Here is a 21,769-nt window from a genome sequence, read left to right as displayed (position 1 = left end):
GTCGCGCAGTTCCCCGCGCCCCTGAAGGGCCTGCGGCCCTCGGACGCGCGAAGGGCGCCCGGTGATCTCACCGGGCGCCCTTCGCTTTTCGGGTGCGCTAGTCGTCCACCTGTGGATCGTTCGGGTTCGTCGGGAACTCGATGCCGCCGTCGTCGCCCGACGGGGTCTCCTCCGGGGTCGTCTCCGGGGTCGTCTCCGGGGTCGTCTCCGGGGTCGTCTCCGGAGTGGTCTCCGGGGTCGTCTCGGGCGGGGTGGTCGGCTCGTCCGTGGTGGGCGTCTCGGACGGGGTCTCGGACGGCGTCACGGACGGGGTCGGGGACTCCGTCGGCGCGACCGCGGCGCCCTGCTTGGTGTCCAGGTCGAACTTGGTGGTCTTGCCCATCACGCCGAAGGTGTAGGTGGCCCAGATCTGGGCGGGGAAGCCACCGCCGTTGACCCGGGGGACGCCGACGGCGTTGTACATCGAGACGTGCTTGCCGTTCTTGCTCATGTCCTCGCCGAAGAGCCCGACGGAGGTCACGAGGTTCGGGGTGTAGCCGGTGAACCAGGCGGAGCGGTTCTCGTCGGAGGTACCCGTCTTGCCGGCGACCTGCTGCCCGTTGCGGGCCGGGTTGTCGCGGACGGACGTCTTGGCCGTACCGTCGTCGACCACGCCGGTGAGGACCGAGGTGACCGTGTCGGCGGCCTCTTTGCTGATGACCTGCTCGCCGATCGGCTCGGGGAACTCGACCGGGCCTTCCCGGTGCTCGGCCGAGGCGATGATGGTCGGGGTGACCTTCTTGCCGTGGTTGTCGAGGGTGGCGTAGATGCCGGCCATCTCCAGCGGGCTGGCACCCATGGAGCCCAGGGTCTGGGCGGGGACCGCCTCCATGCCCTCGGTGTCCATGCCGAGCTTCCCGGCGACCTCCATGACCTTCTCCATGCCCACGTCCACGCCCATCTGGGCGAAGACGGAGTTGATGGACTTGTTCATGGCGGCCTGCACGGTGACGTCGCCGTAGTCGACGTTGTCCTCGTTGGGCGGGGCGAAGCCGACCGCGGTGCCGTCGTCCGTGACCTTGTGCCGGCTGTCACCGTCGTAGACCGTGCTGGCGGTGATCGGGTCGCCGTCCTGGGTCTCGGCATCCTCGTCGACGGCCGCGGCGAGGATCACCGGCTTGAAGGTGGAGGCGGGCTGGTAGTCCCGGCGCATGGCGTTGTTCGTGTAGTGCTTCACGTAGTCGACGCCGCCGTACATGGCGAGGACCTTGCCCGTCTTCGGGTCGACGGAGACGGCACCGGCCTGGATGTACTTGTCGACCTTGCGCTTCTTCGGGTCGAGCTTGCTGGTGAGGCGTTCCTTGACGGCCTTCTCCAGCGCGGCCTGCTTCTTCGAGTTGATGTTCAGCGTGACGGTCCAACCGCCCGCGTCGATCTTCGTCTTGGCCTCTTCGAGGTTGTCCGCCTTGTCGCTGGCCACGAGCTGCTTGGCCAGCTGGTTGTTGGCGGCCGTGACCAGGTAGCCGTTCTGGCCCTCCATGTCGGGGGCGGCCTGGGGCTCCTTCGGCTTGGGGAGCTTCATGCCCTCCCGCTCCGAGGCGGTCAGCTTGGTCAGATCCTGCATCTCGACCATGTTGTCCAGCACGTAGTTCCAGCGCGCCGTGACCAGCTTCTTGCCGGTCGGCGTCGCGGTGGACAGGTCGTACTGGCTGGGAGCCTGGAGCAGCGCGGCGAGGTACGCGCCCTCCCGGACGTTGAGGTCCTTGGCGTCCTTTTGGTAGTACGCCTGGGCGGCGGCCTGGATGCCCCAGGCGCCACGGCCGTAGTAGCTGGTGTTGATGTAGCCCGCGAGGATGTAGTCCTTGGACTCGTTGCGCTCCAGCTTCAGGGAGATGACCAGCTCGTTGAGCTTGCGGGTCACCGTCTGGTCCGACGTCAGGTAGTAGTTCTTGACGTACTGCTGGGTGATCGTCGAGCCGCCCTGCTTGCCCTTGCCCGACAGGGTGTTGATCACACCGCGGGCCATGCCCTTGAAGTCGACGCCGGGGTCGTCGAAGAAGGTCTTGTTCTCAGCGGCGACGAAGGCCAGCTGGACGTCCCTGGGTATCTTGTCGAGCTCGACGATCTCGCGGTTCGTGTTGCCGGTGCGGGCGAAGACCTTGTCGGCGTCGGCGTACTTGTAGACGTTGCTTTCCTGGGTCGCCTCGGGGTTCCCCTTGGGTATGTCGATCATCAGGTAGAGCACGACGAAGGCACCCATGCCGAGCAGACAGACACCGAAGAACGTGCCGAGGATCTTCTTCCAGGTGAAGAGGCGGCGCAGGAAGCTCTTCTGCTGCTTCTTGCCGCCGCCCTTGGACGCGTTCTTGGCCGCGGCCCTGGCCGCCGCCCGGCCGCCGCCCTCCGGCGCGCCTATGACGGTCGTCGTCGCGCCTGCTTCGCCCCCGGACGAGCGCTGGGGCGCCGCGCGGCGACCGCCGCGTTGCCGCGCTCGTCTTTCTTCCGCTCGTCCCATGGCTCCGGTCCGCTCCGCATTCTGCTCGGTCTCATACGTCACTCGCGTCTTGTCAGCTCAGCAAGCTAACACCGAGGACTATGACAAGAGGGAGTCGGTCCGCCCTGTGACGGCGTGACAATGCGCACGCGACGCGCATACCCCTAGACCTCATCCCAACGGAACGGACGTTCCAACTGGGCCGATGGTTGCCCCACCGGACCCATGAGTTGTCGCCCAGTGGCCGCCGATCGCAGTGACAGAACCGTGACAATCGGCCCTGACCTGCGCCCCCTCTCCACCCGGCGGCGACCTATAAACGGCAGGTATACCTGCCGTGTATACCCCCTGTGTACAGTCGTGCTCATGTCCATCGGTCACACCCTCCTGGGACTCCTGGAGTCCGGGCCCCGACACGGTTACGACCTCAAGCGGGCCTTCGACGAGAAGTTCGGTCAAGACCGGCCCCTGCACTACGGCCAGGTCTACTCGACGATGTCGCGCCTGCTGAAGAACGGCCTCGTCGAGGTCGACGGCATCGAGCCCGGCGGCGGTCCCGAGCGCAAGCGGTACGCGATCACCGAGGCGGGCATCACGGATGTCCAGCGGTGGCTCGCGACGCCCGAGAAGCCCGAGCCGTATCTGCAGTCGACCCTCTACACGAAGGTCGTCCTCGCCCTGCTCACCGACCGGAACGCGGCCGACATCCTCGACACCCAGCGTTCCGAGCACCTGCGCATGATGCGCATCCTCACCGACCGCAAGCGCAAGGGCGACCTGGCCGATCAGCTGATCTGCGACCACGCCCTGTTCCATCTGGAGGCCGATCTGCGATGGCTGGAGCTGACCGCCGCCCGACTGGGCAAGCTGGCCGAGGCGGTGGCCCGGTGATGACCCCCGCCGGCTCCCTGCTCGTCGCGACCGATCTGCGCAAGGCGTACGGTCCGACCACCGCGCTGGACGGTGCCGAGTTCTCCATCCACCCCGGCGAGGTCGTCGCGGTGATGGGCCCCTCCGGCTCCGGCAAGTCGACCCTGCTGCACTGCCTCGCCGGGATCGTGCCGCCCGACTCGGGCTCGATCACCTACAACGGCCGCGAGATGGCCACCATGAACGACACCCAGCGCAGCGCGCTGAGGCGCAGCGAATTCGGGTTCGTCTTCCAGTTCGGCCAGCTCGTGCCGGAGCTGACGTGTGTGGAGAACGTGGCACTGCCGCTGCGGCTGAACGGCGCCTCCCGCAAGGAGTCGGAGAAGACCGCCCTCGGCTGGATGGAGCGCCTGGAGGTCGACGACCTGGCCCGCAAGCGTCCCGGTGAGGTCTCGGGCGGGCAGGGGCAGCGGGTCGCCGTCTCCCGGGCGCTCGTCACCAACCCCCGGGTGCTGTTCGCGGACGAGCCCACCGGCGCCCTCGACTCGCTCAACGGCGAGCGCGTGATGGAGCTGCTCACCGAGGCCGCCCGGTCCACCAACGCCGCCGTCGTCCTGGTCACGCACGAGGCGCGGGTGGCCGCGTACTCCGACCGCGAGATCGTCGTACGGGACGGGAAGTCGCGGGACATGGAGCGCGTCGTATGAGCTCGGCTGTCGTGCGCCAGTGGTACCGGGATCTGGCGATGGGGGTCCGGTTCACCTTCACCGGGGGCCGTGAGGGCTGGGTGCGCGCCGTGCTCACCGCGGTCGGTGTCGGCCTCGGGGTGGCGCTGCTGCTGCTCACCGCGGCGATACCGAACGCGCTGGCGACCCGGCAGGACCGGGAGCAGGCCCGGGAGGACCGGGGCATCGGCTACCTCGCGGACAACAGCAGGTCCAAGCCGACCGACAAGAGCCTGATCGTCGCCGACACCGACACCGAGTACCAGCACCAGGAGATCCGGGGACGGCTCCTCGAACCCGAAGGCGTGGACGCGCCGCTGCCGCCCGGGGTCGGGAAGTTCCCCGCGCCGGGCGAGATGCTCGTCTCCCCCGCCCTCTCCGAGCTGCTGAGGTCGGACGCCGGGGAACTGCTGCGCGGCCGGCTGCCGTACGACACGGTGGGCACCATCGGCGAGACCGGGCTGATCGGCCCGGGGGAACTCGCCTACTACGCCGGCGCCGACGGACTCGCCCCGCGGCTCGACGACTCGGTGGTGGCCCGGATCGACCGGTTCGGGTTGTCCATGGTCGAGCAGCCCGAGGAGGAAGTGGACCCGATCCTGCTGCTGCTCACGCTGGTCGTGTTCGTGGTGCTGCTGATGCCGGTCGCCGTCTTCATCGCCACGGCCGTACGGTTCGGCGGCGAGCGGCGCGACCGCAGGCTGGCGGCGCTGCGGCTGGTCGGCTCCGACGGGCGGATGACGCGCCGGATCGCGGCGGGCGAGGCACTCGCGGGTGCCGTGCTGGGACTGCTCTTCGGCACCGGGTTCTTCCTGCTCGGCAGGGAGATCGCCGGTTCGGTCGAGGTGCTCGACATCAGTGTGTTCCCGAGCTACCTCAACCCCTCCCCCGGCCTCGCCCTGCTGGTGGCGCTCGCGGTGCCGGCGGCCGCCGTCCTCGTCACCCTGTTCGCGCTGCGCGGCGTCGTCATCGAACCGCTCGGTGTGGTCCGCACGGCCAAGCCCGCGCGCCGCAGGCTCTGGTGGCGGCTGCTGCTGCCGCTCGGCGGTCTCGCCATGCTCTACCCGATGCTCGGCCAGGGGTCGGACAACGGGGAGTTCAACGAGTACATGGTGACCGGCGGCGTCGTCCTGCTGCTGGTCGGAATCACCGCCCTGCTGCCGTGGTTCGTCGAGGCGTTCGTCGCCCGGCTGGGCGCCGGCGCCGTCTCCTGGCAGCTGGCCGTCCGCAGGCTCCAGTTGAGCAGCGGCTCGGCGGCCCGCATGGTCAACGGCATCGCGGTGGCGGTGGCCGGCGCGATCGCCCTGCAGATGCTGTTCGCCGGAGTCGAGGGCAGGTTCACCGAGTCGACCGGGCAGGACACCACGCGTGCCCAGATGGAGCTCACCCTGCCGAAGGACCTCTCCGTGAGCGCCGCCGGCAAGGAGCTGAGGCGGGCCAGGGGCGCGGAGTCCACCGCGGCACTGTCCACCACGACGGTCTCCGCCACCGCCAAGGACCCCGAGGAGACGACGGAGATGACCGTCGGCGACTGCGGCGCCCTGCGCGAACTCGCCGAGATCTCCTCGTGCCGCGACGGCGACGTCTTCATGCTGGGCGCCCCGAGCGACCCGACCGTGACGAAGCTCGTCACCGCCGGGAACACGCTGTACTTCGACGCCTCCTACAGCGGGGAGGAGCCGGGCGCCGAGATCGCCTGGAAGGTACCGGCCGAGGTGCGGAAGGTGCCCGAGCGCGCCGACGCGCTGCGGACCGGGGCGGCGGGGCTGATGGCCACCCCCGGCGCCCTGCCCGCGAAGGCCGAGACCGTCTTCTACAGCACCGTCTACGTACGGACCGACCCCAGGGTTCCGAACGCGCTCGACGAGGTGCGCAACGCGGCCGTGGCGATCGATCCGCTGATCAGGACCTGGGAGTGGGAGTCGACCAGGCGGGTGGACCAGTTCGCGGACATCCGCACCGGTCTGCTGGTCGGCGCGTCCGCCGTGCTCGTCCTCATCGGCGCGAGCCTCCTCGTGTCGCAGCTGGAGCAGCTCCGCGAACGCAGGAAGCTGCTCTCGGCGCTGGTCGCCTTCGGTACCCGGCGCCGCACGCTCGGTCTGTCCGTGCTGTGGCAGACGGCGATCCCGATCACGCTGGGCCTCGTCCTCGCCTCGACGGTCGGTCTGACCCTGGGCGCGGTCCTGCTGAAGATGACGGGCGTCCCGGTGGGCGTGGACTGGCCGAGCGTGCTGTCGATGACCGGCATCGGCGCGGGCATCGTCGTCCTGGTCACGGCGCTGAGCATGCCGCCGCTGCTGCGCCTGATGCGCCCGGAGGGGCTCCGCACGGAATAGGGAGGGCCGCGTGTCGTTCGCGGGCCGTCTCCGGCCCCGGACCGGCGAGGGCCGCGGCGCTTTCCTGAGCGCCGCGGCCCTCGCGCGGGTGCCGTGCGCGGCCGGAGTTCGACGGGCCGCCGTTCCCGACGGGACACTGGACCGCGACGGGACACTGGACCGCGTCAGGCCGCTCGCCGGGTAGTGAGGACGATGAGGACGACATGTCGCTGGAAACGTTGCAGTCCGCGGTGCCGGACTACGCCAAGGACCTCCGCCTGAACCTGGGTTCCGTCATCGGCGACTCCGCTCTGCCGACGCAGCGGCTGTGGGGCACCGTCCTCGTCACGGCGATCGCCTCCCGCTCGGCGGTCGTGCTGCGCGAGCTGGCGCCGGAGGCCAGGGCGAACCTGTCACCGGAGGCGTACACCGCGGCGCGGTCCGCGGCGGCGACGATGGCGATGACCAACGTCTTCCACCGCACGCGGCATCTGCTGTCCGACCCCGCGTACGGCGGTCTGCGGGCCGGGCTGCGCGTGAACGTCCTCCGTGATCCCGGGGTCGACAGGGTCGACGTCGAGCTGTGGTCGTTGGCCGTGTCCGCGATCAACGGGTGCGGATTGTGTCTGGACGCGCATGAGCAGGCGCTCCGCAAGGCGGGGGTCGACCGGGAGACCGTGCAGGAGGCGTTCAGGATCGCGTCCGTGGTGCAGGCGGTCGGGGTCACGCTGGACGCGGAGGCGATTCTCTCCGAGTAGGTCCTGTGGGGCAGGTGGCCGGGAATCGCCCGTTCGCGGAAATCCGTTCGCGGCCCCTCCTCTCCCTGGGGAAAATCCGTCTCCATGACGTCCTTCTCCTCCCTCTCCTCCCTCTCCTCACGCAGCTTCGAAGAGCTCGTCGCCGAGGGCGATGCCGTACCCACCGAGGGGTGGGACTTCTCCTGGTTCGAGGGGCGGGCCACGGAGGCCCGGCCGTCGTGGGGGTACGCGCGGGCGATGGGGGAACGGCTCGCGCGGGCCTCGGCGGCGTTGGACATCCAGACCGGGGGTGGGGAGGTGCTCGACTCCGCCCCGCGCCTTCCACCGGTGACCGTGGCCACGGAGGGGTGGCCGCCGAACGTCGCCAAGGCGACCGCGCTGCTGCGGCCCCGGGGCGCGGTGGTGGTGGCCGTTCCGCAGGACGCGCCGCTGCCGTTCGCGGACGGGGCGTTCGACCTGGTCACCAGCAGGCATCCGGTCCGGGCCCACTGGTCGGAGATCGCCCGGGTGCTCGAGCCCGGTGGCACGTACTTCGCCCAGCATGTGGGGCCGAGCAGCGTCTACGAACTCGTCGAGCACTTCACCGGCCCGCTGCCGGAGGAGAACCGCAGCGCCCGCCACCCGGACGGCGAGCGCGCCGACGCCGAGGCGGCCGGGCTGGAGATCGTGGAACTGCGGGCCGAGCGGCTGCGGATCGAGTTCTACGACATCGGGGCGGTCGTGCACTTCCTGAAGAAGGTCGTCTGGATGGTGCCCGGCTTCACCGTCGAGGCGTATCTCCCCCGGCTCCGCTCCCTGCACGAGCGGATCGAGAGCGAGGGCCCCTTCGTCGCGCACAGCGCCCGGCACCTCTTCGAGGCCCGTAAGCCGGCCGCCGAGTAGGGCACTCACGCGTGCGGCCCGACCATGACCTTCCCGATCGCCAACTCGGCCCGCGCCTGAAGCACTTCGCCCACCCGTTCCACCCGCTCCCCCAACTCCCGCTCCCGCCGCGCGCCCAGCCGCCCGAGCGGCTCCACCGTGACCGTCGTACGCCGGCCCTGACGCCGCTGGTGCCAGACGCCCGCGACCACGCCGTCGACCAGGAGCAGGGGGTGGTTGCCCGCCTGGCCGCGTGCGAGGGCCCGCTCGTACGCCGCCCCGGGGAACAGCCGCTCGCGAGGTTGCGCGGCGATGCCGTACGCGTCGAAGTAGGGCAGCAGCCGTACGCCCCGCAGGACACGGGCGGGGTCCTCGGGGAAGTCGGTGTCGCCCGCCGCCACCCAGGCCGGCTCGCCCTCGAAGTCGACCTCCTCGATCCCGCCGGAGGAGGCCAGTGAGGCGAAGAGGCGGTCGGACCAGGCGCCGGGTGCCGCCGCCCACTGGGCGAAGTGGCGCGGGGAGGCCGGGCCGTAGGCGCGCAGATAGTGGTGGACGAGGGTCGCCAGTCCCTCGTCCGCCGAGGGGAGGGGATCGAAGTGGGGCGGGCGGGTGTACGTCGCCCTGCGGCCGCGGTCGGGGCCGAAGCACAGGGCGCCGGACTGGCCCGCGCGGTGCATGACCTGGCGCCAACGGGGCCACAGGTCCTGGAAGGCGGGCATGACACGGTCCCCGGCCCACGGCCCGGTGCGCGCGACGACCTCCTCGCCCAGCTCGTCGAGGGTCAGCGTGGTCCCGTCCAGGGCGGCGCCGATCGCGGCCACGACCTGCTCGGCCTGCTCGTCGGTGAGGCGTACGTCCGGGGCGAACGGGCTCGCTCCGCCCGGGATCGCGGTCAGCGCGGCCGTCCAGAAGGGCAGGTCGGCGGTCGGCAGCAGATGGACGGTACCGCGCGGCCCGAACGTCTTCACCAGCGTCCGGTCCTCCCACAGCGCGGCCCGCACGTCGGCCCGGGTGATCCCCTCGGTGCGCAGCCCCACCGACAGCTCGGCCGCCGACAGCACCTGCGCGTGGGCCCCCAGCATGGCGCCGGCCACCTCGGCGACCGGCGTACCGGCCGGTGCGGGAGCCCCCAGGAACTGCCGCTCCGTCCGTCGCGCACTCGCCTGCTCCCAGGTGACCGTCCTGACCCTCATGGCCTCGGCTCCCTCACGCTCGCCGGCCCCGTCACGCTCGCCGGCCCCGTCACGCTCGCCGTCCCCGTCACGGGACGACGCCAGGGCCGATCGAGGACGGATCCTGACCTCTGTGCCGGTGTCCACATCGTTACCGACCGCGGGCTTGGCTTCCCGGGGTCTACTCGCGTAGGTTCAGACCAAGGTAATTCGCGTGAGCAAAGCTGCGCGGTGCGGCATCGCGCAGTGGAGGGGGCTGCGCGAGGCCGTGCGCCGCGTCACCGGGCGTCAAGCGCGCGTTCCACTCGCGCTTCACCCGTACGAGGGCGCCGGGCCGTTTCTTCTCGGAAGTCGCACAACGATGCGCAAACCCCACATTCCTTCCGGGATTCATCCATTCTCCCTTGGAATCCGCCGGGATCCGGCCATGATCACCCCTCGATCACACCCTGAATGAACGCTTCCGCGCTCACCGTCACGCTGTCGTCCGGCTGCGGAGAGTAGTTGTGGCACGCCGATGTACGCAGCATCACTCACGAAGGGTTATGGTGGAAACCCCCCCTCGGGCCGGTCCGTCTCCCCCCCACGGACCGGCCCGTTTTTTTGCCCGTGAGCCGGCCCTCCGGGGAGGGCGCTCCGTCGGGCCCGGGGCCCGCCCCAACCCCGTACACCCCTTGGCGGAGTTGGCCTCCAGCCCCGGTAGGCTCTGCCAACCAAGGGGACTGCCACCGCACCGGAGGGGCTGGAAGACGTGAACCTGCGCGACAAACTGCGCGGCCTGCTGGTCAGGGTCTACGCACGCAGGGTCGAGGGCCACCTCGACCACGCCCAGGTGCCCAAGCACATCGGCGTCATCATGGACGGCAACCGGCGCTGGGCGAAGGCAGCGGGCTCCACGACCGCGCAGGGACACCGCGCCGGCGCGCACAAGATCGAGGAGTTCCTCGGCTGGTGCACCGAGACGGATGTGAAGGTCGTCACCCTCTGGCTGTTCTCCACGGACAACTTCGGCCGCCCCCAGGAAGAACTGGTCCCCCTCTTCGGGATCATCGAGGACGTCGTCCGCACCCTCGCCGCCGACGGCCGCTGGCGGGTGCACCACGTGGGCACGCTGGACCAGCTGCCCGGGCAGCTGCAGACCGCGCTGAAGGAGTCCGAGGAGTCCACCGCGGACGTCGACGGAATACTGGTCAACGTCGCCATCGGGTACGGCGGCCGCCAGGAGATCGCCGACGCCGTACGGTCCATGGTCCAGGACGCGCACGAGAAGGGCACCTCGATGGAGGAGCTCGCCGAGAAGGTCTCCGTCGACCTGATCGGCAGCCACCTGTACACCGGCGACCAGCCCGACCCGGATCTGGTGATCCGGACGAGCGGCGAGCAGCGGCTGTCCGGATTCATGCTCTGGCAGACCGCGCACTCCGAGTACTACTTCTGCGACGTCTTCTGGCCGGCCTTCCGGAAGGTCGACTTCCTGCGGGCCCTGCGGGACTACGCGGCGCGCGGCCGCCGCTACGGAAGCTGAAATTCCGTATTACGGGTGAGGGGCGCACCACCACCATCGGGACAGAAGTAACGAGGAGTTCACCGGGGCGCCGTCGTACCGCTTGGCATGGCGGCGCATGTTCGAGGGCATAAGCCAGTCAGGTCGACACCCGAACCACGGGTGTCGGATCTCAGCGGGCGGCTCGGGGCCGTCCGCCCGGGAGGCCCTTTGCACCAGCCCGATCGTGCGGTCACAGCACGGACGAAGCAGCGGAGGGCCGGTCACCGGCCCGTGCAACGGCGCCGACGACCGGCCCAGTTCGAACCCGTCGCTCCCCGACCTCATCCGAGGGGGTACGTCCTTCCGTGGTGACCAGCACAAAGCGCCGTATGCCAGACCGGCGCACCTACGTCCTCGACACCAGCGTCCTGCTGGCCGACCCGAATGCTTTGAGCCGCTTCGACGAGCACGAAGTCGTGCTGCCGATCGTCGTGGTCACGGAGCTGGAGGCGAAGAGGCACCATCCCGAGCTCGGCTACTTCGCCCGGCAGGCCCTTCGCCTGCTCGACGAGTTCCGGGTCCGGCACGGCCGCCTCGACGCCCCCATCCCGATCGGGGAGCTCGGCGGGACCGTGAGGGTCGAGCTCAATCACTCGGATCCCAGTGTGCTGCCCAGCGGCTACCGCCTGGGGGACAACGACTCCCGGATCCTCGCGGTGGCCCGCAACCTGCAGGCCGAGGGCTTCGACGTCACGGTGGTGTCGAAGGACCTGCCCCTCAGGATCAAGGCGTCCTCCGTGGGCCTCCTCGCCGAGGAGTACCGCGCGGAGCTGGCCATCACGGACGCCTCCGGGTGGACCGGGATGTCCGAGCTGACCCTGCCGGGCGAACAGGTCGACATCCTCTTCGAGGAAGGGTCGATCTATGTCCCCGAGGCGAGCACGCTGCCCGTGCACACCGGCCTGACGATCCAGTCGGAGCGCGGCAAGGCACTGGGCCGGGTGACGCCCGAGGGCAACATCCGCCTCGTGCGGGGCGACCGGGAGGCGTTCGGCATCAAGGGCCGCAGCGCGGAGCAGCGCATCGCGCTGGATCTGCTGCTCGACCCGGACGTCGGCATCCTGTCGATGGGCGGCCGGGCCGGCACCGGCAAGTCGGCGCTCGCCCTGTGCGCGGGTCTGGAGGCCGTGCTCGAACGCCGTCAGCACCAGAAGGTGATGGTCTTCCGGCCGCTGTACGCCGTGGGCGGGCAGGAGCTCGGCTATCTGCCCGGCTCCGAGTCCGAGAAGATGAGCCCCTGGGCGCAGGCGGTCTTCGACACGCTCTCCGCGGTCACCAGCCGCGAGGTCATCGAGGAGATCACCGCACGCGGGATGCTGGAGGTCCTGCCGCTCACGCACATCCGTGGCCGTTCCCTGCACGACGCGTTCGTGATCGTGGACGAGGCACAGTCGCTGGAGCGGAACGTCCTGCTGACCGTTCTGTCCCGGATCGGCGCGAATTCGCGCGTCGTTCTGACCCATGACGTGGCCCAGCGCGACAACCTGCGCGTCGGCCGCTACGACGGTGTCGTCGCCGTGGTCGAGAAGCTGAAGGGCCATCCGCTCTTCGCCCACGTCACGTTGACGAGGTCCGAACGGTCCCAGATCGCGGCCCTTGTGACCGAAATGCTGGAGGACGGGCAGATTTAGCCCCAACCCCTGGGCGCCGTCCGGCAAAAGGCTCAGCAGCCTAGCCGGGCGGCGCCTCGGCGTGTGTGGCTTTCCTGGAATCTCCGGCGTCAAACGAGGTGTGAGCTTTCACACTCACCACTGAATTGCCTCGCGGTGCCGGGTTACGGCAGAGTCTCATTCCTGTCAGGCCCCGCATACGACACACCTGTACCCCCAGCGGTACGGAACCACAGCAGCATCAGATCAACTCCATAGCGTCGTCGTATGCCGCCCGCGCACCACGCGGCGCTCCCCGCAAAGGAGTTGCCCACCGGGCCCGCGCCTCCGTGACCCCGCAGTTGGGAGGCCAGCGTCAAGGGCACGATTGCGTCCGCCAGGGTCACCGAGGCGGACGATGCTGGAAGGAAACCGTGTGAGCCGGATTTCGGTCCGGGGATTCGCAGTGGCCTCGGCCACCGCGGTCACCGCAGTCGGCAGTGTCGTCGGAGTTGCCTCGGGCAGCACCGCCCAGACGACGACTGACGACGCCGAGGCGGTCGCGAACGACACCACGTTGCTCGCTGACATACCTGTGGGCCAGCAGGCTCAGGTACAGACCGCGTCCCTGAGTGCCCAGGCCGATGCCCAGGCCATCGCCGCCGACGCGAGCGCCCGCAAGGACGCCGAGGAGACCGCCCGTAAGAAGGCGGCCCAGGACGCGATCGACAAGCAGGAGGCGGCGGAGAAGGCCGAGCAGGAGCGGAAGGCGAAGGAAGCGGCGGCGGCCGAAGCCGAGTCGAAGTCCGCGGCCGCCGGTTCGCTCGGTGACATCCCCACGCAGAGCTCGTACACCATCGCCGAGATCCAGGCGATGGCGAAGGCGGTCGTGGCCAGCGACCAGTGGACGTGCTTCAGCAACATCGTGAACCACGAGTCCACCTGGAACTACAAGGCCGTCAACCCCTCCTCGGGTGCCTACGGTCTCTTCCAGGCGCTGCCCGCCGGCAAGTACTCCTCCGCCGGTTCCGACTGGCGGACCAACCCGGCCACGCAGATCAAGTGGGGCCTGAACTACATGGAATCGCGCTACGGCAGCCCGTGCGAGGCCTGGTCCTTCTGGCAGGCCAACCAGTGGTACTAGGACGGTCGGCCGGCGGGTGACATCCGCCCGCCGCTCAACCTTCCCGAGCCCTCCACCGTCCTTCGGTGGGGGGCTTCGGCCATGTACGGTCGAAGCCGCCGTGAGCGATCGCGGCCTCCGGGAGGAGTGGTGACCAACAGGGGCGACGGGGGAAGAGGACGGATGATGTCGCGAGTTCCTGGGTGGCTCGGCCGGCTCGGCGCCGGGCTGAGCGGGTGGAGCGAGCGGTTGGAGCGACGCCGGGCCGAGATCGAGTCGGCGGCGGAGCGCCCGGACGACGGCGAGGACGCCGCCGCGGGGCGCCGCCGCGACGACGGCACGGGCGGCTCCGACAACGGCCCCGACACCCCCAAGGAGACCACCGGGAACGGGGGCGGGGGCGTCGACGACGGTACGGGCGGCTCTCCGGGCCCACCCGCCGGTGCTCGGGACCGGACGGCCGCCCCGGTGCTCCCCACCCGGCCGGACCCCGCCTCAGCGGTGCCCTGGGGCATGCGGGTGGCGGCCGAGGCCGGATGGCGGCTGCTCGTGCTCGCGGGCACCGTCTGGGTGTTGATGCGGGTCATCAGCTCCGTACGGCTGCTGGTGCTGTCGTTCACCGCCGCCCTGCTCATCACCGCCGTGCTCCAGCCGACCGTGGCACGGCTGACCCGGCTCGGCGTACCGCGCGGTCTCGCCACCGCGCTGACCGCCGCCCTCGGCTTCGTCGTCATGGGACTGATCGGCTGGTTCGTCACCTGGCAGGTCATGGAGAACATCGACGACCTCTCCGACCAGATCCAGGACGGCATCGACGAGTTGCAGCGCTGGCTGCTCGACAGCCCGTTCCACGTCACCGAGAACCAGATCAACGACATCGCCAAGAACCTCCGCGAGGCGATCAGCGACAACACGGACACGATCACCTCGGCGGGGCTGGAGGGCGTGACCGTCGTCGTCGAGGCGCTCACCGGCATCCTCCTGACGATGTTCTCCACGCTGTTCCTCCTCTACGACGGCAAGCGCATCTGGCAGTGGACCCTGAAGCTGGTGCCGTCGGCGGCCCGGCCGGGGGTCTCGGCGGCCGGACCCCGGGCCTGGCAGACGCTGACGGCGTATGTACGCGGCACGGTGGTCGTGGCGCTGATCGACGCGATCTTCATCGGCCTGGGGATCTACTTCCTGGACGTGCCGATGGCGGTCCCGCTGGCCGTGTTCATCTTCCTGTTCTCCTTCATCCCGCTGGTGGGTGCGGTCGTCTCGGGCGCGCTGGCGGTCGTCGTGGCGCTGGTGACACAGGGCGTCTTCACGGCCGTCATGACGCTGGCCGTCGTGCTCGCCGTCCAGCAGATCGAGGGGCACATCCTCCAGCCGTTCATCCTCGGGCGTGCCGTACGGGTGCATCCCCTGGCCGTCGTCCTGGCCGTCGCCGCCGGCGGCATGATCGCGGGGATCGGGGGTGCGGTGGTGGCCGTGCCGTTGGTCGCGGTCACGAACACGGTGGTGGGGTCGTTGCGGGCGTACGCGGACGAGCACGGGCGAGCGCGGCCGTAGGCGGCCGGGCGGGCGCGGCCCTATGCGGCCGGGCAGGTCGGGCGAGCGCGGCCCTAGGCGGCCGGGCGTTCGTGGTGGAGGAGTACGACTCCGTTGCCGAAGGTGTGGGTCCCGATCAGGCGTAGGCCGGTCGGGGCCTCGGTGACGGCCGCCGGGAAGAGGCGCTTGCCCGCCCCCAGGAGCACGGGGTGGACGTAGAGCCGGAACTCGTCGACCAGGTCGTGCCGCATGAACTCGGCCGCCAGTTCGGCGCCGCCCACGGCGAGGTCGCCGCCGTCCTGCGCCTTGAGCGCCTCGATGTCCCGCACGACGACGTCCCGGACGATCGTCGTGTGCCACTGTGCGTGCTGGAGGGTCCGCGAGAAGACCAGCTTCGGCATGTTCCGCCAGATCGCGGCGAAGTCGGCGACGGGGCGTGAGGCCGCGGGGTCCCGGTCGGCCGTGGGCCAGTAGGCGGCCATCATCTCGTAGCTGACGCGGCCGTCGAGGAAGGCGCCCATCTTCCTGAGCACGTCGTTGAAGTGCGTGTGCAGTTCGTCGTCGACCAGGTGCCAGCCGAGCTCACGGTTCGGGCCCTCCATGTATCCGTCGAGGGACACGGACATCATCAGGACGATCTTTCGCATGGCGGCGGCTCCCGGTCCTCACTGCGTCGGCTTGTCTCGGATTTTGCCCGTTCGGCTCGTCTTGGCATCTTTCGGCACGCCTTGGCCTGCCTCCACTCGGCAGGAACAGGACCCCCTGCGCAACGGCCGGCACCGGTTCTCGGCGGGCGGCGGCGCGGGTGACCGCGGAGGAGTATCCCGCCGTACTCGGCCTCCTCATCCGGGGCCTGGCGACGCAGTCCGGGTTCGCCGACAACGCCCGGGAGATCCTGCGGCATGTCGGCCACCCGCATCCCGAGGTCCGCGCGGCGGTCGCCTTCGCCTTCGAGGGCTCCACGGACCACGAGGACCACGAGGACCACAAGGACCGCGAAGCCCTCCAAGACGTGCTCACGCTGGCCCGCGACCCGTACGCCGAGGTACGCCGAGGTACGCCGCCACGCCGTCGCCCACCTGTCCGGCCTCATCGGCCGGCCGCCAGCCGTCCACGCCGCCGTTCACACCGCTCTCCGGCGCGCCCTGTACGACCCTGACCCGGACGTACGTCGTCCATGACGCGCGGCCTACGCGCTGGGGGTGCTCGATACCGGGCGCCCGCTGCCCTTCCGCGCCGAGCGGATCCTCGTCCGGCGCTATCTCGACGACTCATGCGAGACCCGGTACTACGCGCGTGCGTACCGGGTCATCGAGCGGTTCATCGAGCGGTGGCCTCGGGAGCACTTCCGGGACGTACGGGATTCGTTGCCGGAGTGAGGCGACGAGGTGGTCATCAGCTCTGTTCGCTGTTCTGTTCCCTGTCGGATTCCGTGTCCGTCGTGGTGCGGGGGAAGGAGACCTCGACCCGGCGGTTCTTCTTGCGGCCCTCCTCGGAGGAGTTGTCGGCGATGGGGTAGTCCTCGCTGTAGCCGCGTACCTCGAAGGTGACGTTGCCGCCCAGGTCGGCGGCGAGGAGGTCGTGGACGGCCTCCGCGCGCTTCTTGGAGAGGGTCAGGCCGTGGGCGTACGAGCCGAGGTTGTCCGTGAAGCCGAAGACGCGGATCGTGCCCGCGCTCTGTTTCTTGATCTCCTCCGCGATCACCTGGATACGGGATTGGGCCTGGGGGTTCAGTTTCGCGCTGTCCTTCGGAAAGAGGACCTCCGCCTGGAGCGCGAACGTCACGTTCTCGTTCGTGTCCTCCCGGCGCTCCTCGCCGCCGAGGTCCTCCACGACCGACTTGATGTCCAGCACCTTGGCGGGGGCGAGCGTGGCCCCCTGGGCGAGCTTCAGGCCCGGGCTGTTCGCGTCCACCTCCGGGGGTGGGGAGGTGGTGACGGTGCCCGGGGGTTCGCTCGGGTCGTCCGCCGCGTGTGCGGTAGGTGTGGTGAGGGTGAGTGCGGCCAGGACGGCCGCCGCCACAGTCACGGTCACGGTGGCTCGTGGGGTGAGGACGGTCATCGTCGCGTCACTCGCCGTCGGAGAGTTCGATCGTGGCGGGGGGCATGGAGCCGACCAGGAAGTCGACTTGAGTTGTGCCTTCGGGTGGGGCGGGGAATTGGGCGAACCATTGGGCGCTTTCGCCATCCCGCACACCACCAGAGAACTGGGTGCACAGGCATCGGCCCGATGTGTCCCGCAGTACGAGGTACTTCTTCTTCCCGGCCTGGTCAATCAGGCTGGCACCGGCGACAGAACCGCCGTTCTTCGCCAACTCCCTTTCGTCGCCGCGCCACTCCACCGCCATCCAGCGACCACCCGTGTTGTTCGTGACCGTGCCTTCCACGGTCACGAAGCCCCCGGCGTCACGGTTGGCGGACGAGACCATCAGTGTCAGTCCGTCTTCGCCCTTGACTTCGGCCAGCACCGAATCCGTGGCCGAAGCCTCCGCTTCCTGCTTGTCGTCGCCCCCATCGGGCTTCTTGGAGGGAGCCGAGGATGACTCGGAGTTCGACGACTTGTCGTCACTCCCTCCCCCACCGCAGCCGGCCACCGTGAGGACCAGCCCGGTGGCGATCGTCACCGTGGTCAGAGCCATGCGGCCCTTCATGGTGTACCGGAACTTCATGGGAACAACTTCCTCTCACTGAGCCAGACGCACAGAGAACATCACGGACGCGTCGGGAAGGTCGTCCGGATCGAAATTTCCGGGGTCGATGTCAACCGGCTGGCCGTCGCAGTCCAGGGCGACGGGCTTCGCGGGATCTGCGTTCACATCGAAGTCGCAGCGCGGTTGAATGACGGCTGTGGCCTGAGCCACGGCCGTCATGCTCTCGGTTCCGGGGATGATCGAGTCGCCGACGGTGTAGTCCGTCCGGACCTCGACCTCGAAGCCGGGAAAGCCTCCCGCCTCAGTGGCTACGGCACCGCCCTGGACCGTCGAGTTGTTGGCAGCAGCAAGTTCCTGGGCCGCTATGGTGGCCTCTTCTGCGGGGAGCCCCCCGGCCGGCAGGTCCAACCAGTCCAGCCAGTCCTTGTTGCCCGCGTCGATGGCGTCACCGAGGTCAAGCAGCAGTACTTCCCGCGCTTCCTGCGCTGCGGCCAACGCCGCAGCGTCCGCCGCGGATTGAGCACCATTGCGGGCGGACGCCGCCTGGGCGAACGCAAAGAAGGCCAAGGCCACGAAGAGCAGAATCGTCGTCAGCCAGATGTAGATCGGGAGGGTCGAACCTCGATCGCCTCGGGGGCGTCCTGCGATCAGCCACCGCCGCCGATAACAGTTTCGACCGCGTCCATGATCGCCCCCGAGATCGCCCCGTCCAATCCCAAGCCGTCGATCATCACGAAGATCCCCGCGACGATGATCATGATGCCCGCGTACTCCACGAACCCGGCGCCCGAGTCCCGTCCTTTCCCGCGCATGCGGGAGACGACTGTGGTCCTCCAGGTCTCGAAACGGTGCTTCACCTTCATGGCGGTTGCCTTCCCGCGCGATGCCGACCCCAACCGGATCACCGTACGTGAGACGGCACGTACCCGGGGTGGGTCCGGGGGCCCAACTTCCGTTGGTGGGGTGGGTCATCGGGGCCACCCCTCGGGGGTGGTGCCGAGCCAGTGGGCTATGGCTTCGCTGCGGGTTGAACTGTGCAGTTTCGCGAAGATGCGGTTGATGTGGTTCTTGACGGTCTTCTCGCTGATGAAGCAGGTGGCTGCGATCTGGCGGTTGTTCATGCCGGACGCGATGAGGTCCATCACCTCCACCTCCCTTGAACTCAGGCCGAAGGACGGACGGTTGGAACGGTCGAGGATGCGGCGGTGCAGTCGCGACGCATAGGTGGAGCGAGCCCTTGACGACTGTGCCATAACTGGTTGCAGCTGCGAAGTAGGGTCGTGACTTTCGTGTGAAGGTTCGTAGGAAACGCCGAGCGAAGTTGAGACATTCGGACAGACCCTCGCGGGGATCGTCGGGTGGCCCTCCCGCATGTTCCGTACCGCCGCGATCAGTTCGGGTGCCGTGAACTCGCCGTGGACCAGGTAGCCGGCCGCGCCCCGGCGCCGGGCCTCGGTCACGACCTCGGGTTCCGTGCTGTAGGTCAGCATCATCACGGGGCACAGAGCGGCCAGTTCGGGGAGCGCGGTGAGGCCGTCCGTGCCGGGCATGCGGACGTCGAGGAGGGCGACGTCCGGGCGGTGTCGGCGCGCTTCGTCCACCGCCTCCTCTCCGTTCGTGGCCTGGGCGACCACCGCTATGTCGGGGTGCGTGTCCAGGAGGGCCGTGAGGCCGGCGCGGACCACCGGGTTGTCGTCCGCGACGAGTACGCGGAGGGGTGGGCCGGGGCGTGCCTGGGGCTGGTCAGGCATGTGCGGCCTCCTGTCGGGGGGCTTCGGGGGTGGGCGGTGCGGGGAGCGGGAGGGCCAGGGATATTTCCGTACCGGTGGTGTCCGATCCCAGGTGCAGGGCCGCGCCTGTCCGGTCCGCGCGTTCCGCCATGCCCAGGAGGCCGAAGTGGCCGGATCTTTGCGCCTCTTCGAGGGTGAGGGCGGGTGGGAGGCCTACGCCGTCGTCCTTGATCGTGAGGTGGAGGGTGTCCGGGGTGATCTTCAGGGACACCTCCGCCGTTGTCGCCCGTGCGTGGCGGTGGATGTTCTCCAGGGCCTCCGACGTGATCGCCAGGAGGTGGTGGGTCGTTTCGGGCGGGAGGGGCGGGGGTTCCGCGCCCGTGTGGGTGAGGTGGGTGCGGAGGGAGGTGCGGGACTCGAAGTTCGCTGTCCGGGTGCGCAGTTCGGTCGTCAGGTCCGCGGGTGGGGTCGTCGTCAGGTCCGTGTGGCGGCGTAGGTCCGTGAGGAGGTCGCGGGATTCGGCGGCGGCTCGGCGGGCCGCCGACGCCACGAGGGTGGCCTGTCGTCTCAGGTGGGTGGGGTCGGGGGTGGCGTGGTCCGCCGAGGTGGCCAGGGCGTCCGCGGCGAGGGCCAGGCCGTGCAGGGTCTTGGCCACCGAGTCGTGGAGTTCGCGGGCCAGGCGGGCGCGTTCCGACTCCACGGCCTCCGCGACGGCCAGGCGGGACGTGGCTTCGGAGAGCGCCTGGGTGGCCGTGCCGAAGCGGAACATCAGGTTGCGGAGGGTTACGCCGATGATGCCGGCGGCGACGCAGAAGCCGGCGACGAGGAGGGTGCTCACGCCCGCGCCGGGGTGGTGTTCCCAGGCGCGGTGGACGGTGAGGAGGACGGCCAGTTGCAGACCGGTGAGGACGCCGGCGCCGCGCCAGCCGTAGAGGAGGCCGGAGAGGAGGGGGGTGCAGACCGTGGCGTAGGCGAGGGGGGAGGCCGGGGAGGCGGTGAGGAGGAGGACCGCGCCGAAGAGGAGGTCCAGGGCCATGAGGGTGGGGTGGGCGAGGAGGCGGGGGGCGAAGCGGTCCCAGTCCCTGAGCATGGCGTAGGAGACGGTGATGCCGAGGACGGCGGCGATGAGTACGGCGTGGGTCGGGGGGCCGTCCGTGGTGTTGGCCATGGCGAAGGGGGTGCCGATGGTGAGGGTGACGAGGCGGACGGCGAAGGTCTGGCGGGCCAGGGCCTGGAGGGCGTTGAGCTGGAGGCGGAGGGTGGCGGGGGGTGCGGCGTCGTCCGCCAGGTAGCCGGTGCTGGGGCCGGGCGGGGGTGGGGTGCGTCGGCCTTCGCCGGGGTCGGGCGGGGGTTGGAGGCGCTGGCCGGCGCTGACAGGGTGCCGCTGCGCCCGCCCGCCCCCACTCTCGGCTTCGCTCGACCGGGGGGACCCCCATCGCCCCAGCGGCACGATGGCCCGCAGCCGGGTGAGCCGAATCGGCCGTCCGCGCCAGCTCCGCCGGGGTCCCATCAGCGGCCCAGGATGTCGCCGAAGTTGGTGCCCGAGCCGAGGAACATGCCCGTCGCGATGAGGATCATCGTGGCCGGGAGCATGAAGACCAGGGTCACCAGAGTTGCCTTGGGGATGGTGCGGGCGGCTCGGCGGCGGGCGTTCTGGGCGTCCGTGCGGCGCATGTCGGCGGCCAGTTGGATCAGGGTCTCGGCGATCGGGGAGCCCAGTTCCTCGCCCTGTTGGAGCGCCGAGACGAACTGGGCGACCTGCTCGGACGAGTTGCGTCTGCGGAGTTCGTCGAAGGCCTGGCGGCGACTGACGCCCATGTCCATCTGGCGGAGCGTGATGCGGAGTTCGTCGGCCCAGGGGCCCTCGTACTTCTCGGCGACCCGGTCCAGGGCCTGGCGGAAGCCCAGGCCGGCCGAGACGACGACGGCCAGGACGTCCAGGAAGTCCGGCAGGGTGCGGTCGATGACGTCCTTGCGTTCGCGGATGGCCTGCCAGATCGCCGCGTCGGCGGCGAGGAGGCCGAAGGCGAGGGTGAAGGCGGCGAAGAGAGGGCGGTCGCTGGTGAGGAAGACCAGGCCCATGAAGGCGCCGAAGAAGCCGTAGACGGCTCGGCGGGCGGCGTAGCGGTTGAGGGTGAGGCCGCCGGGGTTGCCCGCCATGTCGATGCGGCGGCGCTTGGCCTCGACCCGGCGGGGGCCCATCAGGCGCAGGACGAGGGGCGCGAAGCGCATGCCCAGACGGTCGACGGCCGAGCCGGTCTTCGAGACGCGGGTGGCGCCGACCTCCAGGGCGAGGGCCAGGTCGCTGGGGAGTTTCGCGTCGGCGCGGATCATACGGATGCCCAGCAGGGCGCCCGCCACCGCGACGGCCATCAGAAGGGCCAGGAGCAGGGGGAGCATCGACGTCGTCATGTCAGGTCACGG

General features: G+C 70.0%; 21 protein-coding genes. 11 read left to right on the top strand and 10 right to left on the bottom strand.

Annotated features, from left to right (window positions below; all coding sequences use genetic code 11):
- Window positions 1-97: 97 nt before the first annotated feature.
- Window positions 98-2,494, bottom strand: coding sequence for a transglycosylase domain-containing protein (locus OG202_RS31705; RefSeq protein ID WP_327727981.1), 2,397 nt, complete (start codon window positions 2,492-2,494; stop codon window positions 98-100).
- Between the two features lie 345 nt (window positions 2,495-2,839).
- Here OG202_RS31705 and OG202_RS31700 point away from each other — a divergent pair, with 345 nt between their 5' ends.
- The 5 genes from OG202_RS31700 (at window position 2,840) to OG202_RS31680 (ending at window position 8,023) form a co-directional block, all read left to right on the top strand.
- Window positions 2,840-3,364: a PadR family transcriptional regulator gene (locus tag OG202_RS31700; RefSeq protein WP_327727982.1), complete on the top strand. Its 525-nt coding sequence runs from the start codon at window positions 2,840-2,842 to the stop codon at window positions 3,362-3,364.
- Window positions 3,364-4,050: an ABC transporter ATP-binding protein gene (locus OG202_RS31695; RefSeq protein WP_326585636.1), complete on the top strand. Its 687-nt coding sequence runs from the start codon at window positions 3,364-3,366 to the stop codon at window positions 4,048-4,050. The genes OG202_RS31700 and OG202_RS31695 overlap by 1 nt, the downstream gene beginning before the upstream one ends.
- Complete coding sequence (locus OG202_RS31690) at window positions 4,047-6,404, top strand: ABC transporter permease (protein ID WP_327727983.1); 2,358 nt, start codon at window positions 4,047-4,049, stop codon at window positions 6,402-6,404. Before OG202_RS31695 ends, OG202_RS31690 begins: the two co-directional genes overlap by 4 nt.
- Before the next feature lie 203 nt (window positions 6,405-6,607).
- Entirely contained in the window at window positions 6,608-7,141 is a 534-nt protein-coding gene (locus OG202_RS31685; protein ID WP_326578048.1) for a carboxymuconolactone decarboxylase family protein, read from the top strand.
- An 84-nt stretch (window positions 7,142-7,225) separates the two neighbouring features.
- Window positions 7,226-8,023, top strand: coding sequence for a class I SAM-dependent methyltransferase (locus tag OG202_RS31680; RefSeq protein ID WP_328223959.1), 798 nt, complete (start codon window positions 7,226-7,228; stop codon window positions 8,021-8,023).
- A 5-nt stretch (window positions 8,024-8,028) separates the two neighbouring features.
- Here OG202_RS31680 and OG202_RS31675 read toward each other — a convergent pair whose 3' ends face one another.
- Window positions 8,029-9,195, bottom strand: coding sequence for a winged helix DNA-binding domain-containing protein (locus OG202_RS31675; RefSeq protein WP_328223958.1), 1,167 nt, complete (start codon window positions 9,193-9,195; stop codon window positions 8,029-8,031).
- Between the two features lie 730 nt (window positions 9,196-9,925).
- Here OG202_RS31675 and OG202_RS31670 point away from each other — a divergent pair.
- From OG202_RS31670 to OG202_RS31655, 4 genes are all read left to right on the top strand, one after another.
- The gene (locus OG202_RS31670) at window positions 9,926-10,699 is read left to right on the top strand and encodes an isoprenyl transferase (RefSeq protein WP_326578051.1); all 774 of its coding nucleotides are present in this window, start codon (window positions 9,926-9,928) and stop codon (window positions 10,697-10,699) included.
- A 326-nt stretch (window positions 10,700-11,025) separates the two neighbouring features.
- A complete protein-coding gene (locus OG202_RS31665; protein WP_326578052.1) occupies window positions 11,026-12,351 on the top strand; it encodes a PhoH family protein in 1,326 nt (441 codons plus the stop codon).
- A gap of 394 nt (window positions 12,352-12,745) precedes the next feature.
- A complete protein-coding gene (locus OG202_RS31660; RefSeq protein WP_442811190.1) occupies window positions 12,746-13,453 on the top strand; it encodes a transglycosylase SLT domain-containing protein in 708 nt (235 codons plus the stop codon).
- A gap of 165 nt (window positions 13,454-13,618) precedes the next feature.
- Window positions 13,619-14,986, top strand: a complete 1,368-nt coding sequence (locus OG202_RS31655; protein ID WP_327727986.1) for an AI-2E family transporter — start codon at window positions 13,619-13,621, stop codon at window positions 14,984-14,986.
- Between the two features lie 53 nt (window positions 14,987-15,039).
- Here the strand turns inward: OG202_RS31655 and OG202_RS31650 are convergent, their stop codons facing one another.
- Window positions 15,040-15,612 carry a dihydrofolate reductase family protein gene (locus OG202_RS31650; protein ID WP_326578055.1) on the bottom strand — a complete coding sequence of 191 codons (573 nt, stop codon included), beginning with the start codon at window positions 15,610-15,612 and terminating at the stop codon, window positions 15,040-15,042.
- Window positions 15,613-15,770: 158 nt separating this feature from the next.
- Here OG202_RS31650 and OG202_RS31645 point away from each other — a divergent pair, with 158 nt between their 5' ends.
- Both OG202_RS31645 and OG202_RS31640 read left to right on the top strand, forming a co-directional pair.
- Window positions 15,771-16,124: a hypothetical protein gene (locus OG202_RS31645; protein ID WP_328223957.1), complete on the top strand. Its 354-nt coding sequence runs from the start codon at window positions 15,771-15,773 to the stop codon at window positions 16,122-16,124.
- 43 nt (window positions 16,125-16,167) lie between these two features.
- Entirely contained in the window at window positions 16,168-16,344 is a 177-nt protein-coding gene (locus OG202_RS31640) for a hypothetical protein (RefSeq protein WP_327727988.1), read from the top strand.
- A gap of 16 nt (window positions 16,345-16,360) precedes the next feature.
- Here OG202_RS31640 and OG202_RS31635 read toward each other — a convergent pair whose 3' ends face one another.
- The 7 genes from OG202_RS31635 to OG202_RS31605 form a co-directional block, all read right to left on the bottom strand.
- Window positions 16,361-17,026 (bottom strand): OmpA family protein, encoded by a 666-nt coding sequence (locus OG202_RS31635; RefSeq protein WP_328223956.1) that lies wholly within the window; start codon window positions 17,024-17,026, stop codon window positions 16,361-16,363.
- 7 nt (window positions 17,027-17,033) lie between these two features.
- A complete protein-coding gene (locus tag OG202_RS31630) occupies window positions 17,034-17,633 on the bottom strand; it encodes a hypothetical protein (RefSeq protein ID WP_328223955.1) in 600 nt (199 codons plus the stop codon).
- A gap of 15 nt (window positions 17,634-17,648) precedes the next feature.
- On the bottom strand, window positions 17,649-18,263 hold the full coding sequence (locus OG202_RS31625) for a pilus assembly protein TadG-related protein (RefSeq protein ID WP_328224747.1): 615 nt from the start codon (window positions 18,261-18,263) through the stop codon (window positions 17,649-17,651).
- The gene (locus tag OG202_RS31620) at window positions 18,263-18,478 is read right to left on the bottom strand and encodes a hypothetical protein (RefSeq protein ID WP_328224746.1); all 216 of its coding nucleotides are present in this window, start codon (window positions 18,476-18,478) and stop codon (window positions 18,263-18,265) included. Before OG202_RS31620 ends, OG202_RS31625 begins: the two co-directional genes overlap by 1 nt.
- 105 nt (window positions 18,479-18,583) lie before the next feature.
- Window positions 18,584-19,366 carry a response regulator transcription factor gene (locus OG202_RS31615; RefSeq protein WP_326578059.1) on the bottom strand — a complete coding sequence of 261 codons (783 nt, stop codon included), beginning with the start codon at window positions 19,364-19,366 and terminating at the stop codon, window positions 18,584-18,586.
- Window positions 19,359-20,855, bottom strand: coding sequence for a sensor histidine kinase (locus OG202_RS31610; RefSeq protein ID WP_328223954.1), 1,497 nt, complete (start codon window positions 20,853-20,855; stop codon window positions 19,359-19,361). Before OG202_RS31610 ends, OG202_RS31615 begins: the two co-directional genes overlap by 8 nt.
- On the bottom strand, window positions 20,855-21,757 hold the full coding sequence (locus tag OG202_RS31605; protein ID WP_326578061.1) for a DUF5936 domain-containing protein: 903 nt from the start codon (window positions 21,755-21,757) through the stop codon (window positions 20,855-20,857). The genes OG202_RS31610 and OG202_RS31605 overlap by 1 nt, the downstream gene beginning before the upstream one ends.
- Window positions 21,758-21,769: the final 12 nt, after the last annotated feature.

It is taken from the genome of Streptomyces sp. NBC_00310 (assembly GCF_036208085.1).
Taxonomy (GTDB): domain Bacteria; phylum Actinomycetota; class Actinomycetes; order Streptomycetales; family Streptomycetaceae; genus Streptomyces.
This window is presented reverse-complemented; position numbering and strand designations above follow the sequence as displayed.

Bases quoted from the DNA above. Each gene is read 5' to 3' on its own strand.
- OG202_RS31705 (WP_327727981.1), bottom strand. From the start codon at position 2,494: ATGGGACGAGCGGAAGAAAGACGAGCGCGGCAACGCGGCGGTCGCCGC.
- OG202_RS31700 (WP_327727982.1), top strand. From the start codon at position 2,840: ATGTCCATCGGTCACACCCTCCTGGGACTCCTGGAGTCCGGGCCCCGA.
- OG202_RS31695 (WP_326585636.1), top strand. From the start codon at position 3,364: ATGACCCCCGCCGGCTCCCTGCTCGTCGCGACCGATCTGCGCAAGGCG.
- OG202_RS31690 (WP_327727983.1), top strand. From the start codon at position 4,047: ATGAGCTCGGCTGTCGTGCGCCAGTGGTACCGGGATCTGGCGATGGGG.
- OG202_RS31685 (WP_326578048.1), top strand. From the start codon at position 6,608: ATGTCGCTGGAAACGTTGCAGTCCGCGGTGCCGGACTACGCCAAGGAC.
- OG202_RS31680 (WP_328223959.1), top strand. From the start codon at position 7,226: ATGACGTCCTTCTCCTCCCTCTCCTCCCTCTCCTCACGCAGCTTCGAA.
- OG202_RS31675 (WP_328223958.1), bottom strand. From the start codon at position 9,195: ATGAGGGTCAGGACGGTCACCTGGGAGCAGGCGAGTGCGCGACGGACG.
- OG202_RS31655 (WP_327727986.1), top strand. From the start codon at position 13,619: ATGTCGCGAGTTCCTGGGTGGCTCGGCCGGCTCGGCGCCGGGCTGAGC.
- OG202_RS31650 (WP_326578055.1), bottom strand. From the start codon at position 15,612: ATGCGAAAGATCGTCCTGATGATGTCCGTGTCCCTCGACGGATACATG.
- OG202_RS31635 (WP_328223956.1), bottom strand. From the start codon at position 17,026: ATGACCGTCCTCACCCCACGAGCCACCGTGACCGTGACTGTGGCGGCG.
- OG202_RS31630 (WP_328223955.1), bottom strand. From the start codon at position 17,633: ATGAAGTTCCGGTACACCATGAAGGGCCGCATGGCTCTGACCACGGTG.
- OG202_RS31620 (WP_328224746.1), bottom strand. From the start codon at position 18,478: ATGAAGGTGAAGCACCGTTTCGAGACCTGGAGGACCACAGTCGTCTCC.
- OG202_RS31615 (WP_326578059.1), bottom strand. From the start codon at position 19,366: ATGCCTGACCAGCCCCAGGCACGCCCCGGCCCACCCCTCCGCGTACTC.
- OG202_RS31610 (WP_328223954.1), bottom strand. From the start codon at position 20,855: ATGGGACCCCGGCGGAGCTGGCGCGGACGGCCGATTCGGCTCACCCGG.
- OG202_RS31605 (WP_326578061.1), bottom strand. From the start codon at position 21,757: ATGACGACGTCGATGCTCCCCCTGCTCCTGGCCCTTCTGATGGCCGTC.